The 15,725-nt window shown below is 64.6% G+C and carries 17 protein-coding genes; 8 read left to right on the top strand and 9 right to left on the bottom strand.

The window, feature by feature from the left end; genetic code table 11:
• Window positions 1–53: 53 nt before the first annotated feature.
• Both ACIA12_RS01400 and dmpG read left to right on the top strand, forming a co-directional pair.
• Window positions 54–1,001: an acetaldehyde dehydrogenase (acetylating) gene (locus ACIA12_RS01400; protein WP_396364810.1), complete on the top strand. Its 948-nt coding sequence runs from the start codon at window positions 54–56 to the stop codon at window positions 999–1,001.
• Window positions 998–2,011, top strand: a complete 1,014-nt coding sequence (gene dmpG / locus ACIA12_RS01395; RefSeq protein WP_396364809.1) for a 4-hydroxy-2-oxovalerate aldolase — start codon at window positions 998–1,000, stop codon at window positions 2,009–2,011. Before ACIA12_RS01400 ends, dmpG begins: the two co-directional genes overlap by 4 nt.
• A gap of 138 nt (window positions 2,012–2,149) precedes the next feature.
• Here the strand turns inward: dmpG and ACIA12_RS01390 are convergent, their stop codons facing one another.
• From ACIA12_RS01390 to ACIA12_RS01365, 6 genes are read right to left on the bottom strand one after another with little or no spacing between them, the layout of a single operon-like run.
• The gene (locus tag ACIA12_RS01390; protein ID WP_396364808.1) at window positions 2,150–3,145 is read right to left on the bottom strand and encodes an amidohydrolase family protein; all 996 of its coding nucleotides are present in this window, start codon (window positions 3,143–3,145) and stop codon (window positions 2,150–2,152) included.
• A 7-nt stretch (window positions 3,146–3,152) separates the two neighbouring features.
• Window positions 3,153–3,674, bottom strand: coding sequence for a 3-hydroxyanthranilate 3,4-dioxygenase (locus tag ACIA12_RS01385; RefSeq protein ID WP_396364807.1), 522 nt, complete (start codon window positions 3,672–3,674; stop codon window positions 3,153–3,155).
• Window positions 3,671–4,111 carry a RidA family protein gene (locus ACIA12_RS01380; RefSeq protein WP_396364806.1) on the bottom strand — a complete coding sequence of 147 codons (441 nt, stop codon included), beginning with the start codon at window positions 4,109–4,111 and terminating at the stop codon, window positions 3,671–3,673. The genes ACIA12_RS01385 and ACIA12_RS01380 overlap by 4 nt, the downstream gene beginning before the upstream one ends.
• The gene (locus ACIA12_RS01375; protein ID WP_396364805.1) at window positions 4,108–4,899 is read right to left on the bottom strand and encodes a 2-keto-4-pentenoate hydratase; all 792 of its coding nucleotides are present in this window, start codon (window positions 4,897–4,899) and stop codon (window positions 4,108–4,110) included. The genes ACIA12_RS01380 and ACIA12_RS01375 overlap by 4 nt, the downstream gene beginning before the upstream one ends.
• Complete coding sequence (locus tag ACIA12_RS01370) at window positions 4,899–5,690, bottom strand: 2-keto-4-pentenoate hydratase (RefSeq protein WP_396364804.1); 792 nt, start codon at window positions 5,688–5,690, stop codon at window positions 4,899–4,901. The genes ACIA12_RS01375 and ACIA12_RS01370 overlap by 1 nt, the downstream gene beginning before the upstream one ends.
• Window positions 5,687–7,141: a 2-hydroxymuconic semialdehyde dehydrogenase gene (locus tag ACIA12_RS01365; RefSeq protein ID WP_396364803.1), complete on the bottom strand. Its 1,455-nt coding sequence runs from the start codon at window positions 7,139–7,141 to the stop codon at window positions 5,687–5,689. The genes ACIA12_RS01370 and ACIA12_RS01365 overlap by 4 nt, the downstream gene beginning before the upstream one ends.
• Before the next feature lie 109 nt (window positions 7,142–7,250).
• Here ACIA12_RS01365 and ACIA12_RS01360 point away from each other — a divergent pair, with 109 nt between their 5' ends.
• Together ACIA12_RS01360 and ACIA12_RS01355 are read left to right on the top strand one after the other, a co-directional pair.
• Entirely contained in the window at window positions 7,251–7,898 is a 648-nt protein-coding gene (locus tag ACIA12_RS01360) for a GntR family transcriptional regulator (protein WP_396364802.1), read from the top strand.
• Window positions 7,899–7,942: 44 nt separating this feature from the next.
• Entirely contained in the window at window positions 7,943–8,683 is a 741-nt protein-coding gene (locus tag ACIA12_RS01355) for an IclR family transcriptional regulator (protein WP_396364801.1), read from the top strand.
• A gap of 33 nt (window positions 8,684–8,716) precedes the next feature.
• Here the strand turns inward: ACIA12_RS01355 and ACIA12_RS01350 are convergent, their stop codons facing one another.
• Together ACIA12_RS01350 and ACIA12_RS01345 are read right to left on the bottom strand one after the other, a co-directional pair.
• A complete protein-coding gene (locus tag ACIA12_RS01350) occupies window positions 8,717–9,265 on the bottom strand; it encodes a flavin reductase family protein (protein WP_396364800.1) in 549 nt (182 codons plus the stop codon).
• A 129-nt stretch (window positions 9,266–9,394) separates the two neighbouring features.
• Window positions 9,395–10,264 carry a LysR substrate-binding domain-containing protein gene (locus tag ACIA12_RS01345; protein WP_396364799.1) on the bottom strand — a complete coding sequence of 290 codons (870 nt, stop codon included), beginning with the start codon at window positions 10,262–10,264 and terminating at the stop codon, window positions 9,395–9,397.
• A 165-nt stretch (window positions 10,265–10,429) separates the two neighbouring features.
• On the opposite strand from ACIA12_RS01345, the gene ACIA12_RS01340 reads away from it, so the two are divergent.
• From ACIA12_RS01340 to ACIA12_RS01330, 3 genes are read left to right on the top strand one after another with little or no spacing between them, the layout of a single operon-like run.
• On the top strand, window positions 10,430–11,233 hold the full coding sequence (locus ACIA12_RS01340; protein ID WP_396364798.1) for a tryptophan 2,3-dioxygenase family protein: 804 nt from the start codon (window positions 10,430–10,432) through the stop codon (window positions 11,231–11,233).
• 3 nt (window positions 11,234–11,236) lie between these two features.
• Window positions 11,237–11,803: an NADPH-dependent FMN reductase gene (locus ACIA12_RS01335; RefSeq protein ID WP_396364797.1), complete on the top strand. Its 567-nt coding sequence runs from the start codon at window positions 11,237–11,239 to the stop codon at window positions 11,801–11,803.
• 21 nt (window positions 11,804–11,824) lie between these two features.
• The gene (locus ACIA12_RS01330) at window positions 11,825–13,129 is read left to right on the top strand and encodes an MFS transporter (protein ID WP_396364796.1); all 1,305 of its coding nucleotides are present in this window, start codon (window positions 11,825–11,827) and stop codon (window positions 13,127–13,129) included.
• Here ACIA12_RS01330 and ACIA12_RS01325 read toward each other — a convergent pair.
• A complete protein-coding gene (locus ACIA12_RS01325) occupies window positions 13,114–14,073 on the bottom strand; it encodes a helix-turn-helix domain-containing protein (protein ID WP_396364795.1) in 960 nt (319 codons plus the stop codon). The genes ACIA12_RS01330 and ACIA12_RS01325 overlap by 16 nt on opposite strands.
• 140 nt (window positions 14,074–14,213) lie before the next feature.
• Between ACIA12_RS01325 and ACIA12_RS01320 the strand changes: the two genes are divergently transcribed.
• Complete coding sequence (locus tag ACIA12_RS01320; protein ID WP_396364794.1) at window positions 14,214–15,719, top strand: GMC family oxidoreductase; 1,506 nt, start codon at window positions 14,214–14,216, stop codon at window positions 15,717–15,719.
• The last annotated feature ends 6 nt before the right edge of the window (window positions 15,720–15,725 follow it).

Raw genomic sequence — 15,725 nt, 5'->3', positions numbered from 1 at the left:
TCAGCGGATCATCTTCCTTGTAGCTGCGGGCCAAGCCCATTGACAGTTGCCGTATGACACGAACCAAAGTGGCCGTCATCGGCTCAGGCAACATCGGTACAGACCTGATGATCAAGGTCCTGCGCCTCTCCGAGGCGCTCGAGATGGCCGCCATGGTCGGGATCGACCCTGCTTCGGACGGCCTGGCCCGGGCCGAGCGGTTCGGAGTGCCCGCCATCTCCAACGGTGTCGACGGGCTGATCGCGATGGCCGGCTTCGAAAAGATCAGCATCATTTTCGATGCGACCTCGGCCAAGGCCCACGAGGCGAACGCCGCGAAGCTGGCTCCCTACGGCAAACAACTGGTAGACCTCACGCCCGCGGCGATCGGACCGTACGTAGTCCCAGCAGTAAACCTGGCCGAACATCTCGACGCGCCCAACGTCAACATGGTCACCTGTGGTGGCCAGGCGACCATCCCCATCGTCGCAGCGATCTCACGCGTGACCTCTGTGCCGTACGCGGAGATCGTCGCATCGATCGCATCCAAGTCCGCCGGGCCGGGCACTCGCGCCAACATCGACGAGTTCACCGAGACCACCTCAGCGGCCATCGAAACGGTTGGCGGCGCCGGTCGCGGCAAGGCGATCATCATCCTCAATCCGGCCGAACCGCCACTGATCATGCGCGACACCATCCTTGCGCTCATCGGTGACGCCGACCACGACGAGATCCGCGAATCGATCGAATCGATGATCGCCGACGTAGCCGCCTACGTGCCCGGCTACCGCCTCAAGCAGCACGTGCAGTTCCGGGAAATCACCGCCGACGAGCCCATCCACACCCTGGTACCCGACGGCTCTCCTGCCGTGACCCACCAGGTCACCGTGTTCCTTGAGGTCGAAGGCGCCGCCCACTACCTGCCCGCCTTCGCCGGCAATCTCGACATCATGACCTCGGCTGCCCTGCGCGTAGCAGAGTCGCTCGCCTCGAGCCTGAACACCAGAGAGGTCGTCCGATGACCCACATTTTCATCCAAGATGTCACCCTACGTGACGGCATGCACGCCATCAGGCATCGAATCGAACCAACAGACGTCCAGCGGATCGTCTCTGCTCTGGACGCGGCCGGTGTCGACGCGATCGAGGTTGCCCACGGTGATGGTCTGGCCGGCGGATCGCTGACCTACGGACCGGGCAGTCACACCGACTGGGAATGGATCGAAGCAGCCGCTGACGTGCTGACCAATGCTCGCCTGACGACCCTGCTCCTGCCGGGCATCGGCACCATTCACGAATTGAAGAAGGCCTACACCCTCGGCGTCCGCTCGGTGCGCGTCGCCACTCACTGCACCGAGGCCGACGTTTCAGCCCAGCACATCGCCTACGCCCGAGAGCTCGGCATGGACGTCTCGGGGTTCTTGATGATGAGCCACATGGCACCCGCAGCGACCCTCGCCAAGCAGGCGAAGCTCATGGAGTCCTACGGGGCACACTGTGTCTACGTCACGGACTCGGGCGGTCACCTCACCATGAAGGGCGTTGCCGAACGCGTCCGTGCCTACCGCGGCGTACTGGACCCGTCGACCGAAATCGGCATCCACGCCCACCAGAACCTCAGCCTCTCGGTCGCCAACTCCGTGGTTGCCGTCGAAGAAGGTGTCACCCGGGTAGACGCGTCCCTCGCAGGTCTGGGGGCAGGTGCAGGCAACTGCCCAATCGAACCATTCATCGCCGTGGCGACCATGGAAGGCTGGCAGCACGGCTGCAATCTCGCCGCGCTGGAGGACGCCGCCGATGACATCGTGCGCCCGCTGATGGACCGAGCCGTCCAGGTCGACCGCGAAACCCTCACCCTCGGCTACGCCGGCGTCTACTCCAGCTTCCTGCGTCACGCCGAGAACGCCTCAGCCCGGTACGGCATCGACGTCCGCGACATCCTCACCGAGGTCGGCCAACGCAAACTCGTCGGTGGCCAGGAGGACATGATCGTCGATATCGCCCTCGACCTCACACGCGCCGGCCAGGGATGACCTCCGAGGTCGAAGTGCCCATGCGCTGAGAAGAGTTTGGTCGCCAACTCTCACCGTCGCTGCGAGTCAAGCCCCAGGTAGAGGCCATCTACCTGGGGCTGCGGTTTACTTCTGTTCAAGGCAGTCGAAGCGGTCGATCTAGGGTTCGGTCGTCAAGCCCAAGTACGTCAGTGCGTTCTCACGGAGTACCCGGTCACGATCGGCGGGCTGGAGGTACTCCGCATCCCTGACGACTGCAGCGGCCGGCCGTTCGCCCAGCGGGTACGGGTAGTCGCTTCCGACCATGACCTGACCGACACCGAGCGTTTCGACAAGGATCCGCAGTGACCACGGGGAAAAGACGACGGAGTCGACGCTGAAGCGGTCGACGTAGTGCGACGGTGGGTGCTCAGAGGTGCCGATGACGTCGTGGCGGTGCTTCCATGCGTTGTCCATCCGCCCGAGCCAATAGGCAAAGGAGCCACCGCCATGGGCGAATGCGATCCGCAGGTCGGAGCTGACCCGATCGAAGACCCCGCCCAGGACCATCGCCAGGATGGACAGATGGGTTTCGGCCGGCATTCCCGTGAGCCATTGAGCCATCCATCGGTTCAACCGTGGTGAGTTCGCCATGTCCCATGGGTGCACGAAGACGGGCACACCGAGACTCGCGCAATGCTGCAGGAACGTCACGACGCCTTCGTCGTCGAGATCACGGTCACCGATGTGGTTTCCGATTTCAACGCCGATGTGGCCGTTGGCAATGCTGCGTTCCAGCTCCGTGCAGGCGGCGTCCGTGTCCTGAAGGGGAACCTGGCAGAACGAGATGAGACGCGGGTGTTCCGCGGTGATCTCCAAGGACAGGTCGTTGAAGATTCTCGCGATTGCTGACGCTTCCGCCGGGTCCTTGTCGTAAGAGAAGAACACGGGGGTCGGTGAGATGACCTGACGTTCGACGTTGTCTGCGTCCATGTCGGCCAGACGCACCTCGGCGTCCCAGGCGCTCGAATCGATCCGCCGGAACTCCTTCGACCCGATCATGATCACCGCATCCTTCTCGGTTCGAACATCCAGCCACGGATTGGGCGCGGCACCGGGCAACTCGGGCCACCCCTTCGGAACAGAGTGAGAATGGATGTCGATCGAGCTCGTCACGTCCTTTTCAGCCCTTGCCAGGGTGCAGTGTGCCGCAGTTTCCGCACGTCCGAGCATTCTCGTCCGAGTAGAACTCGGTGAAAACGGGCGGCAGGTCGGCGACGATGTCGCGCACCTGGAGCTCCACCTCGTGCACGAGGTGGTTGCAGTTCTCGCAGTACCACTGGAACTTCTCCAGGGTGCCTTCTTCACGGATGCGCTCGATCACCAGACCAAGGGAGCCGGCGTTGGGACGCTGCGGAGAGTGCGGCAGATTCCCGGGCAGGAGCCAGGTCTGTCCTTCGCGGATGTGGACGGTCTTCGGGCCGTCCCCGGTCATGACGTTGACGTGCATGTCGCCCTTGAGTTGGTAGAACCACTCCTCGTACGGGTCGACATGGAAGTCGGTGCGCTCGTTCGGTCCGCCGACGACCTGGACGATGAAGTCATCGCCTGTGAAGATCGCCTGATTGTTCACCGGCGGCTTGAGCCGGCTCTCGTTCTCGGCAACCCATGCCTCGAAGTTGACGGCCTGAGTGGGTTCTGTCATGACGGGACCTCTTTCGTGTGTCGGGTTGCAGGAAGACAGGCGATCGCCTGGATCTCGATGAGCAGTTGCGGGTGCGGCAGTTGGTGGACGGCAACCGTCGTTCGGGTCGGGCCGGTCTCGTCGAAGAACCGCGAATAGACCTCGTTGTAGCCGCCGAAGTCGTTCATGGACACGAGGAACGTGGTCACCTGGACAACGTCGGAGAGGTCAGCGCCCACCGAGGCCAAGATGTCGCGGATGTTCTCAATGACAGCGGTGGTCTGTTCCTTGATGTCGAGACTGAGTGTCCCCATCGCATCCTCGGATGCCCCAACGATGCGGTTGTCCGGGGTGCGACTACTCGTGCCAGAGATGAAGACCAGGTCGCCGACGACCTTGACATGAGGGAACCGGCCCCTGGGCGTGGCCTTTCCCTCCACCAGGAACGAGCCGCTCATGCTGATGCCTTTCGGGTGAAGGCGGCACGGCCCAGACCCGCGACGCGTGCTTCGGCGACAACCCCCGGGGAGAGTTCGACCGCCGCGGTCGCTGCTCCGGCGAGAATGACGAAGCCCTTCCGAAGGGCGATGCCGTGCTCGGCGGCCATGGTTTTCAGGTCCGCCAGTACCCGGAGCGGGTTGCCAAGAATGTCGGCGGTCGATCCGAACGCCGCGGGGTGTCCATCAAGGGAGAGGGTGACCGCGGTGTTGGCCAGCAGGCTGATGACGTCGCCGGTGATGGGCGTCCATTGTCCGATGGTGAACGCGACGGCTGACGTGTTGTCAGCAACCACGCGCGGCAGGTCGAACGCGAATCCCGCGTAACGGGAGTCGATCACCTCCAAGGCGGGGGCGACCGCGTCGATCGCGTCCAGCAGGTCTTCGGTCGGATCGGTCGGGTCCACGTCACGGCCGAGGCGAAACGCGACCTCGGGTTCGACCCGTGGATGGATCAGGGCCGGGTCGTCCAGGGTTCCGCCGTCCTGGACCCGCTTCTTATCGGTCAAGCGACCGGCGATGATCGAGTCAACGCCCATCTGAATCATCTTGGCTGCACTCGTGAAGCCCAGTTTGGCGCCGACGACCCTCTCCCCACGCGCCTCCCGGAGCTCTATGAGCTTCCCTTGGACCGTGTACGCCTCAGCCAGGCCGAGTGTCGGAAACGAGCTCGATGACGAGACCGGGATGCCAGAGATCAATGCCTCGTCGAGGAGCTGAACGGCTTCATCAATCTCGACGCTACCCATCAGTAGTTCCTCTCGAAAGTGACCTCGACGTGACCGAGACCGGAGATGTCGGCCCGATAAGTCCCTGGTTCGGAGACCCCGATCATCGGCCCGAGCGCTCCGGACAGGACGACCTCCCCGGCCAGCAGCGGCCGGCCGCGGCGAGCCCCTTCGCGGGCCAGCCAAGCGACTGCTCGCACGGGCGAACCGAGGCATGCCGCGCCGCTGCCGCTGGAGATGACCACACCACGGTGCTCCAGCCGCAGCGCGACCTCCGTCAGGTCCAGTCCCACGGGGTCGACGGCAGTCGTGCCCAGGGCGAACGCGCCCGAGGAGGCGTTGTCGGCGATCGTGTCCGCGATGGTGATGTCCCAGCCGGTGACCCGCGAATCCACGATCTCGATCGCGGGAAGCAGAAAGCCGGTGGCCGCGAGCACGTCGATGATCGTGGCGTTCGGGTTCTCGATGTCGCGGCTGAGCACGAACGCGACCTCGCCTTCGACCCTCGGTGAGACGAACGAATCCAGAGAGACGGTGTCGGTGTCGGAGAAGAACATGTCGTCGAACAGCACACCGAAGTCGGGTTGGCCGACACCGAGCTGCTGCTGCACCACCGGCGAGGTCAGGCCGATCTTGCGGCCCACGATGTGTCGGCCGGCAGCGAGGCGTTGCCGCGTCAGCTCCTCCTGGACGGCGTAGGCAGCATCGAGGTCGCCGGCACCGATCAGGTCACGAACCGGAGCACACCCGGTGCGCGACGATGCTGCGTCGGAGAGTCGGGCAGCTGCCTGGGAGATCGTCGCGGTGCTCACAGCGCCACGCACACATTCGTCGTCTCGGTGTAGAAGTCCAGCGAGTGACGCCCGCCTTCGCGGCCGAGGCCGGACAGCCCAGTGCCGCCGAACGGTGACCGAAGCTCCCGCAGGAACCACGTGTTGACCCAGGCGATGCCCACGTCCATCCGCCCAGCCACGCGGTGGGCCCGCTTCAGGTCCCGTGTCCACACGACCGCTGCCAAGCCGTACTCGGTGTCATTGGCCAGTTCCACGGCTTCTTCCTCCGTGTCGAAGGGGATGAGTGCTGCAACCGGGCCGAACACCTCCTCGCGAACGACCTGGTCGGCGTTCGTCAGGCCGGTCCACAAGGTCGGCTCGATCCAGCAACCCCCGGCCAGGCGTTCCTCCAGATCCGGAATTCCGCCGCCGACCAGCACGGTCGCGCCGGCCTGCTCAGCGAGCTTCAGGTAGCGAAGGACCTTTTCGCGGTGCGCGAGTGAGATGAGCGGACCTGTCGTGGTTTCCGGATCGTCGGGCGCCCCCAACTTCAATGTGCGAGCTCGTTCGGCCAAGCGGCCGGCGACCTCGTTGAAGACGCTGCGCTCGATGTAGACGCGTTCGGTGCACAGACACACCTGACCGGTGTTCGCGAAGATCGACTGGGACAGTCCCTCCACGGTCGCGTCCAGATCGGCGTCGGCGAAGACGATGGCGGCGTTCTTGCCGCCCAACTCGAAGGAGACCGGGCGGACCCGGGACGCAACGGCTTTCATGATGCCCGCGCCGGTGGGTGAGGAACCGGTGAACGTCACCCCGTCGATGCCCGCGTGCGCGACGAGCAGCTCGCCGGCCGAATCCTTGCCGAATCCGTGCACGACGTTGTAGACGCCGTCCGGCACGCCGGCTTCCTGAAGGATCTCGGCCAGCACAGTGGCCGACCCGGGGGTCTCCTCCGACGGCTTGGCGACGACAGTGTTGCCGCACGCCAGCGCCGGCGCCAACTTCCAGGTCAGCAGGAGCAGCGGCAGATTCCAGGGAACGATGGCCGCGACCACACCCAACGGCTTGCGAAGCGCATAGTTGAGCGCCTGCGAAGCTTCGCCGTACTCCAGCAGGAACGACTCGACGCCTTCGGCGGCCGTCGTGTCCGCGAACGTCCTGAAGTTCGCCGCGGCGCGAGTGATGTCCAGGGCCAGCGCCCGCGGCTCCGGCTTGCCGGTGTCCGCGACCTCAGCCGCCAACAAGTCGCCGGCACGCTCGTCGATCAGATCGGCAACCCGGCGGAGCAACTGGCAACGGTCGCGGACGGACATCCGCCCCCAGGGTCCGTTCAACGCGGCCCGCGCGGCCGAGACGGCCGCGTCGACCTGCGCGGCGCCGGCCTCATGGACCTCGGCGATCGTCGCTCCCGTGACCGGGTCCACGTCGGCGAACGTACCGATGCCCTCGACGAACTGCCCGTCAATGAAGTTTCTGTACTGCCTCATCGTCCCGACCTCTTCTCGGTAGGGTTCCACTGAATCATAGATCTTAGAAGATCTATAGTCTTGGACCTAAGATTCTGGCAGAATGGGGCGCAACCGACAGGAGCTACCCATGACCGAGGGCTACACCCCACCACCGTCGACGCAGCGCGCCGTGCTCGACGAACTCCGTCGCCGGCTCTCGTCAGGACGGTTGGTTCCCGGCGACCAGATCCGCCAGGAACTGGTCGCCTCGGAGCTCTCGACCAGCGTCGTACCGGTCCGGGAAGCCCTGAAGACCTTGGAGAGCGAGGGCCAGGTCGTCCACCTCCCTCATCGCGGGTTCTTCGTCGCACGTCTTGAGCGCAGTGAACTGATCGAGTTGTGCGACATCCGCTCGGCCCTCGAGGCGATGGCCGTTCGCCGCGGCCTCAGTTCGATAGCCGACGACACCGTCGACGCGATGGAACAGTTGATCGTCGACATGGAAGACAGTGACGCCGCCGGCGACGTGGCCACCATGGTCGAGCAGGACCGGAAGTTCCACTTCCTGCTCTACCGGGCGTGCGGCCTGTCGCAGTTGCTCCGGCTGATCACCACCACGTGGGACCAGTCGGACCCCTACCGGGCGATGTTCTTCAACGACGGCCATCACCGAACGACCAACCACGCCGAGCACAAGGAGATCCTCGAGGCGGTCCGCCGCCGCGACACCGAGGCGGTCATCGCGCTGCTCGACGCCCACCGGCTGAGCCCGCTCGAGCATTTCGAGCCGGAGTGAACCGGAACGACGGACTCGATCCAGGGTCCGTTCTCGCCAAGGTCATGGCCGTGCTTCACGCCTTCGGGCCCGAGGACCGCACGCTGAACCTCGCCACCTTGGGCCGGCGCACCGGGCTGTCGAAGTCCACCGTCCACCGGGTCGTGAACGACCTGGTCTCAGCACGCATGCTCGATCGCACCTCAGCCGGTTTCCGGCTCAGCGGACATCTCTTCGAGCTGGGGATGCGGGCGTCGGTCGAACGCAGCCTGGCCGATGTGGCGATGCCGTTCATGGAGGACCTTTACGAGTTCACCCACGAAACAGTGCACCTGGCGGTACGCGAAGGCTTTGAGGTCGTCTACATCGCGAAGATCGGCGGCCACCGGCAAGCGGCAGCCCCGTCTCGTGTCGGTGGCCGTCTCCCCCTGCACTGCACCGCTATCGGCAAGGCGCTCCTGGCGCACGCCTCCGCTGATGTCATCGACGCCTACCTCGGCCGGCCGCTCGAACGCCGGGCCAGCCGTACCATCACCGCGCCGGGCTTGTTGCGGCGCCAGCTCAGCGAGGCAGCTGATCACGGGGTGGCCTTCGAGTACGAGGAGTCGGCGGTCGGTCTGGCCTGTGTCGCCGCCCCGATCCTCGACACGGACTCGACGGCTGTCGCAGCGATCAGCGTCACGGGGCCGACACCGCGCTTCGATCCCCGGCGTCATGCCCACCAGGTCCGCGCGGCCGCTGGTGGCGTACAAGCCACGCTGGCGCGACGCGACGCCCAACTCGAGAACGCGTACCCCCGGGACTGATCCCGAGGTCACCGAACGGACGCACGGCCGGCTTCAGTAGCCACTCGTGTCGCCTCGGGGAATGTTGTCGCCGATGTTGTAGTACTTCGAGTGGTGGAAGATCAGGGGCGACACGTCGCCCACCTCCTTGGAGCCGTGATCCACCACCTCGCCGACGAAGATGGAGTGGTCGCCGCCGTCGTAGGTACCCCACTTACGACACAGAAACCAGGCGAGTGAGTCCTTCACGATCGGACAGCCGTCCTGGATCTCCATCTGGACGTCCGGCGAGACAGCCCACGGGCTGCGCGCGTACCAGTCGGCGATCGGGCCCTGGGTGTTGCTCAAGATGCTCAGCCCGTAGTAGCCATCGGTGGCCAGCAGCAGCTCGTGCATCCGGCCCGGCTTGTTGACACTGACCCCACACAACCGCGGGTCCAGCGAAATCGGCGAGAAGGAGCTTGCCGTCATCCCATGGACGCCGTCCCCATCAGGGATCGTGATCACGCTGACCCCGGTCGGAAAGTGACGGAGGGCGTGCCTGAAAGCCAACGCTTCGGGCCCGCTCGGAACGAAGGTACTGGTGGGCACGGGACCGGTCACTCGAATCACTCCTCCTCGCCACGGCGGCCTGTGGCCGGCCACCGGAATACTGACGAGACCATCCTGAGTGAGCCACGTCATACCCGGCCAATGCACTTTCGGCTCTCTGTCATGCCGAAACTGCAATAGCTACTGGCCGTGGACGAGCTCCTGCAGAATGTCGATCATCTTCTTCGCAGCCGGAGTGAGGGGCCGCGACGCCGCCAGCGTGATGCCGACGCTGTGACTGGCCAGGTCCAGCTGCGGCCCCAGCGAAACAGCTCCCGGCAGCTCCCGGAGGATCGACGTAGATAGGGCCGCTATCGAGTCCGTCGTCAGGACAAGGTGCCGAACAGCAAGGAAGGCCGTCGTCTCGACCCGGTTGCTGGGCAGGTCGATGCCTTGTTCGCCGAAGAACTGCTCCAGCTCTCCGCGAAGCCGCGCCTCGGAACTCGGCATGATCCACGGGTAGTTCGACAGCTCCGCAACGTCGAACTCTTGACGTTGCGCAAGCGGGTGTTCCGCCCGGACGACGAGCGAAACCGCCTCGTCGTGCAACCGGCGACGGACGAAGTGTTCGTCGGTCGGCCTGGTCAGCCGGCCGACGATCAGATCGAGACGCCCCGATTCCAGCTCGCTCAGCAGCCGCTGCGGCAGCGCTTCGAAGAGCTCGACGACGAGCAGCGGATGCCGGGCCTTGAGCGTCGCCACGGCCCGCGGAACCAGCGCATTGGAACCCGTCAGGTGAACGCCCACCACCACCGAGCCGCGGTCTGCGTCCAACAGCTCGGCGACGTGCCTTTCGGCTTGCCGAACTTGCGCGACCACCGCCCGGGCATGTCCGGTAAAAGCTGCGCTGAGCGGGGTCGGCGAAAGCCCTCGCGATGTCCGGTCGAACAGGGTCACGCCGAGCAACACCTCGAGCTCCCGCAAGGTCCGGGTCGCCGCCGGCTGAGTGATGTTCAACTCTTCAGCAGCCGCGCTCAACGTTCCCAGACGCGTGATCGCGTCGGCCAACATGAGGTGCCGGAACTTGAGCCTCCCGTCGAGCAGGTCAGGCAGTTTCACCATGCACCTCATACCGATTCAGGAATGCCAGTCGTCTGTTTTGGTATTGGCGCAGCATAACGCAGGCACTCACCATGGGTCCACAGATCTCCGATCGCTCCGGCAGATGGAGGACCCATGTCCGGTACCGCATACAACGCGTACCTGAAGACCGACACCTTGCACTCGCTGCAGGTCCAAGTAACCAGCGACGAAGGCGAGCGCTCCTTCTTGGTCGTGTGCCAGGTACAGGAACTCTATTTCGCGCTGATCTCCCACGACGTCGACGCGGCATCGAACCATCTGCGCGAGGACCGACTTCGCGACGCCACCGCTTCACTTCAACGGGCGGCTACGCACTTCGCGGGCCTCAACGCCTCCTGGCGATCACTGTCGTGGATGCTGCCGGCCGACTTCGCATCCATCAAGGTGGGAATGACGAAGGAGCATGGTAGGTCCACCTCGCTCCAGTCGTGGAAGTACCGCGAGATGCTCTTCCGTCTAGGCCTCAAGGACGCCGCCCTCGCCGACGAGCTCACCAGCATGCCTGAGCAGCACGCCGACCTGCTCCGCGCCTACGAAGCCCCTAGCGTCTACGAGGACGCCATCGCGATGGCGCGCCGCATGGGCTACGACCTCCCGGAAGTCGAAGCGACACCCGCCCAGGACGAACGACCGCTGGACCAGTCCATAGTTTCGTTCTGGACGACCGTGTGCCTCTCCCGAGAAGCCAAGCACTCGGAATTGTCTGCTCTGGCTCACGCCTTCGTCGCCATCGCCGAGGGCCTCGCCGAATACAAGTACCTGCATTTCCTTGCGACCTCCCGCACCCTTGGCGCCAGACCGGCGTACTTCGGAACCAGCGGCACGGCATGGCTAGCGCCGACGCTGACCGTCATGCCGTTCCCCGAACTATGGGCAACCCGGACAGGCGGCGAGTGAGCCATGCCGACCCAAGACGCCACATCGACGATCTTCGCCATCTCCGGAAGCCTGCGACGAGCCTCGCTCAACACCCGGCTGATCGATGAAGCAGCGAAGCTGGCCCCCGATGCCTTCCAGTTCGACATTTATGAGTCACTCGGAAACCTCCCCCACTTCAACGAGGACCACGAGTTCCCCGCCCCGCCTGAGGTTGACGATCTGCGGCGCCGCGTCCGGGCCGCAGACGCTCTGCTGATCGCCACACCCGAGTACAACGCGTCGGTCCCTGGAGTCCTGAAGAACGCGATCGACTGGCTGTCTCGGCCCGCTGAGGGCCAACCGCTGCCGCTGACGGCGAAGCCGGTCGCAATCATCGGTGCATCGATGGGCCCGCTCGGTACCGTTCGGGCCCAGCTGAGTCTCCGCCAGATTCTGCAAAAGGTCGATGCCGCCGTCGTGCGCCAACCCGAGTTCATCCTGGCCGCCGCGCATACGCAACTGGAAGCCGAAGGCCTCGGGCCGGACTCGGCAACGGCCGCCGTCTTGCGCTCGGTCCTTGAGCAGTTGCAAATCCTGATCGAAGCGTGAAGCGACCCGAGCGAGGAATCCATGGCTACAAAAGACATCTCGAATCGAATCAACACCGACATGCGGAAGAAAGTTGCTGTCGCAGTCGCCGGTTCAGCGATCGAGTGGTACGACTTCTTCATCTACGCCACCGCCTCGGCATTGGTGCTCAACAAGCTGTTCTTCCCAGAGTTCAGCGACTCAGCCGGCACTCTGCTGTCGCTGTCCACTTTCGCGGTCGGCTTCGTGGTACGCCCGTTCGGCGCGGCCCTGTTCGGCCACTTCGGAGACCGCTTCGGCCGGAAGCCGACGCTCGTCGCAGCCATGATGCTGATGGGCGCGGCGACCACGGCGATCGGATTCTTGCCGACGTACAAGTCGGTGGGGACTCTTGCCCCACTGCTGCTGGTGCTGATGCGCCTCATTCAAGGGCTCGCATTGGGCGGGCAGTGGGGTGGCGCGGTCCTCATCGTCACCGAGACTGCTCCTCCGAACCGCCGTGGCTTCTACGGGAGTTTCGCCCAGATCGGCGTGCCGTTCGCCCTGATCGCATCCAACCTCATCTTCCTCGGCCTGTCCGCGGCACTCAGTGACGCGGCCTTCCTGCGGTGGGGATGGCGCGTGCCGTTCATGCTCAGCATCCTGCTGGTCGGCGTCAGCATCTACGCCCAGTCGCGGCTCGAAGGCGTCGACTCCCACCAGGACGAACGAGCTGAGCGCCTGCCCCTTTTCGTGCTGCTGCGTGACCACTGGAAGGAAACACTCCTGGCCGCCGGCGCGACGCTGCTGAATGCCGCTGCGTACTACATCCTCGCGGTGTATGTGCTTGCCTACTTCACCAATCAGCTCAAGCTTCCGAAGAGCACGATCCTCACAGCCGTCATCATCTCGGCGGTGGTCTCAATCTTCGCCATTCCTTCCGCCGCCCATCTTTCCGATCGAATCGGTCGACGCAAGACGTACGGTATTGGCGCTGTCGCGCTCGGCATCTGGGTGTTTCCGATGTTCTGGCTCGTCACTACCGGAAACATCGTGCTGGCCACAGTCGCATTGGTCGTGGCGCAAGTGTTCTTCAGCTTCACCTACGGTCCGGCGCCGGCGTTGTTCTCGGAAATGTTCGGTCACAAGGTGCGCTATTCCGGTGTCTCGCTCGGGTATCAACTAGGCGCTGTCGGAGGAGGAGCATTCGCGCCACTCATTGCGACGGCACTGTACGCGCAGTTCGGCTCGAGCAACGCCGTGGCCCTCTACCTGACCGGGGTCGCGGCCCTGTCCCTGATCTCCGTCGCACTCATTTCACACCCGCACACCGCGGCCACCAAGCAAACCGCTCAGGAACTGGCTTGAAGACCTTCCGACCTGACCTGGGAGGCGCTCTTTCCGTAGGTATCTTTGAATATCCGGGCGAAGTGTGCTGGGTTATGGAATCCCCATCGCGCGGCGATCCCAGATATGCTGGACGGAAAGGCAACCGGATCTGACAGCTCTCGATGAACAGCCGCGAGGCGAAGGTGGCGAATGTAGCCTACGACGGTATAGGGCTCCTCAGCAAAAAGCCGATCCAAGCTACGCGGCGACAAATGGTGCGCCGACGCCACCGAGGCATGCGTGAGTTGGGGGTCCGAGAGCCGGTTCCTGATATACGCCATGACCCGCAGCCGGATGTCGTCGATCGGGTCTGCCCGCAGCACCGACCCGTCCTGAACCAGTGTGCCGGCGAGCAGGTGCAATCCGGCGTCGCCCATCTCGGCGGCGGCCCTCTCGTGCTGCAGTGGCGGGTGAACAGTCATCGCGGACACGAGGTTGGTCAGAACGGCTCCTGCTCCGACATCGGTGCGGAAGGCGCGCTCCATCGCAAGAGCGACAGCACGCCACGGCAAAGCGAGGGAGGTTCGCGGCAGCGTGAGGACCTCGCATGACCAGGTGCCGTCCAGCCGCATCTCGTACGGGCGTGCCGTGTCGTAGATGGCAAGGTCACCCGGGCCCAACTCGATTTCGCGTCCATCCTGGTGCAGGACGGCGCGGCCGGTCAGTTGGATGCATACCTTGAGCAGATCGATCTGAAAGCGCTTGATGGCTGATGCCGAGCGCCTGAACACCTGCGGCGGTCCCGACATCTGGAACGCTCCGACAACGCCAAGTTGATTGCCGGAAAGGGCACCCCAGGGCAGACCCTCCGACTCGGCCAGCGTCGTTTCAACGCCACCGAACTGTGTTTCGACGGCATGGCACCACAGCTCGGATTCGAGCAGGTCGGAGGACTCACCCTCCCGATTCACGATCGACACCATCCGACGTCCGTCCTTGGCGGAAATAGACAAGCACCTTGGCGAGCAGAGTCAAAGCCGTTAGTCCAGATCAAAGTAATATCGGAATTCCTGCAACACGCCCAGATCGATCAGCAACTAGGGCAAGAACATCGGGAGACACAATGGAGTTCGACTACATCGTCGTCGGCGGAGGATCGGCCGGCTGCGTAATTGCGGCACGACTCTCCGAGAACAGCGAAGCACAGATTCTACTCCTCGAAGCCGGCGGATCCAATCCATCTCCCGAGGTCGAAATGCCGTCCGCCTGGCCCGCGCTGTTCGAGTCACCGTTCGACCACGGATTCCTCACTGTCCCCCAGGTCCACGCCGGGGGCGTCGCCAAGTACTGGGCGCGAGGCAAGATTCTCGGCGGCTCCAGCGGTATCAACGCGATGCTGTTCCTGCGTGGAAGTCGCTCCGACTACGACGCTTGGTCACGCGCCGGCGGCGAAGGCTGGGACTACGAATCAGTCCTGCCGTATTTCCGCAAGATCGAGTCCGTCCCCACCGGTGACCCCAAATTCCGCGGAACTGAAGGGCCCATGCGGCCAGGGATTGCCTCGCAACCGCACCCGCTCGCGAAGGTCTTCCTCGACGCCGCCGCTGCGTCCGGACACCCCGCCACGCCGGACTTCAACGGTGGCGAACAGATCGGGGCTGCCTACCACGACCTGAACATCGTCGACGGCAAGCGCCAGAGCGCTGCTGACGGCTACCTGACCGAAGCGGTCCGCGATCGCGACAACCTGACCATCTCCATCGCTTCCCGCGCCGAAAGACTCCTCTTCGACGGTACGAGGTGCGTCGGCGTCGAGTTCGTACGCAACGGCGAACCCACGATCGCGCTGGCAAGGAGCGAGGTCATCGTGAGCGCCGGCGCCATCGACTCTCCCCGGCTGTTGCTCCTGTCCGGTGTCGGACCGGCCGAGGACCTGGAACTGGTCGGCATCGACGTCGTCCACGACTTGCCCGGTGTCGGCGGCAACCTCATGGATCACCCGCTCTGCAGCGTCGTCTTCGAGGCGGTCCCACAGATCCCGGCGCCCACCGGCAACATGTGCGAGGCCTCGATCCTGTGGCGCAGCGACGCGTCACTCGACGGACCCGACATGCAGATGATCTTCATGGAGGTCCCGTTCCACCAGCCCGGACTGGAGTCCCCGCCCAACAGTTTCACCCTGGGTGTCACCACGATTCCCAAGAGCCGGGGAAAGCTCCAGCTCGCTGACTCCAACCCGGCAACCGCGCCGATCATCGACCCGAACTACCTCGGCGATGACGAGGACGTTGCCAAGCTCGTCCACGGCATCCAGCGGGCGCGCGAACTCGCCGCCTCGGCCCCGTTCGCGCCGTGGATCGCGCGGGAAGTGCTTCCGGGAAACGGGGCCGTCACCGAGGCCGACATCCGCGACTACATCGCCGTGGGCACGGGTGCCTACCACCACGCAGCCGGAACCTGCGTCATGGGAACCGGTCCGATGGCGGTCGTCGGCCCCGATCTGCGCGTCCAGGGCCTCACCGGGCTGCGCGTTGCTGACGCCTCCATCATGCCGTCGTTGCCCTGCGTCAACCCGAACGCAGCCGCTCTCATGATCGGCGAGAAGGCATCAGACCTCATCGCTCGCTGATCGATC

It is taken from the genome of Kribbella sp. NPDC051620, assembly GCF_044453825.1.
In the GTDB taxonomy this organism is placed as follows: Bacteria; Actinomycetota; Actinomycetes; order Propionibacteriales; family Kribbellaceae; genus Kribbella.
Note: the sequence above shows the minus strand (reverse complement) of the source record. Positions and strands in the feature narration are given on the sequence as shown.

What these genes read in the sequence shown, in the direction of transcription:
- ACIA12_RS01400 (WP_396364810.1), top strand. Translation starts at nt 54, where the DNA reads ATGACACGAACCAAAGTGGCCGTCATCGGCTCAGGCAACATCGGTACA.
- dmpG (WP_396364809.1), top strand. Translation starts at nt 998, where the DNA reads ATGACCCACATTTTCATCCAAGATGTCACCCTACGTGACGGCATGCAC.
- ACIA12_RS01385 (WP_396364807.1), bottom strand. Translation starts at nt 3,674, where the DNA reads ATGACAGAACCCACTCAGGCCGTCAACTTCGAGGCATGGGTTGCCGAG.
- ACIA12_RS01380 (WP_396364806.1), bottom strand. Translation starts at nt 4,111, where the DNA reads ATGAGCGGCTCGTTCCTGGTGGAGGGAAAGGCCACGCCCAGGGGCCGG.
- ACIA12_RS01375 (WP_396364805.1), bottom strand. Translation starts at nt 4,899, where the DNA reads ATGGGTAGCGTCGAGATTGATGAAGCCGTTCAGCTCCTCGACGAGGCA.
- ACIA12_RS01365 (WP_396364803.1), bottom strand. Translation starts at nt 7,141, where the DNA reads ATGAGGCAGTACAGAAACTTCATTGACGGGCAGTTCGTCGAGGGCATC.
- ACIA12_RS01360 (WP_396364802.1), top strand. Translation starts at nt 7,251, where the DNA reads ATGACCGAGGGCTACACCCCACCACCGTCGACGCAGCGCGCCGTGCTC.
- ACIA12_RS01355 (WP_396364801.1), top strand. Translation starts at nt 7,943, where the DNA reads ATGGCCGTGCTTCACGCCTTCGGGCCCGAGGACCGCACGCTGAACCTC.
- ACIA12_RS01345 (WP_396364799.1), bottom strand. Translation starts at nt 10,264, where the DNA reads ATGTTGGCCGACGCGATCACGCGTCTGGGAACGTTGAGCGCGGCTGCT.
- ACIA12_RS01340 (WP_396364798.1), top strand. Translation starts at nt 10,430, where the DNA reads ATGTCCGGTACCGCATACAACGCGTACCTGAAGACCGACACCTTGCAC.
- ACIA12_RS01335 (WP_396364797.1), top strand. Translation starts at nt 11,237, where the DNA reads ATGCCGACCCAAGACGCCACATCGACGATCTTCGCCATCTCCGGAAGC.
- ACIA12_RS01330 (WP_396364796.1), top strand. Translation starts at nt 11,825, where the DNA reads ATGGCTACAAAAGACATCTCGAATCGAATCAACACCGACATGCGGAAG.
- ACIA12_RS01325 (WP_396364795.1), bottom strand. Translation starts at nt 14,073, where the DNA reads ATGGTGTCGATCGTGAATCGGGAGGGTGAGTCCTCCGACCTGCTCGAA.
- ACIA12_RS01320 (WP_396364794.1), top strand. Translation starts at nt 14,214, where the DNA reads ATGGAGTTCGACTACATCGTCGTCGGCGGAGGATCGGCCGGCTGCGTA.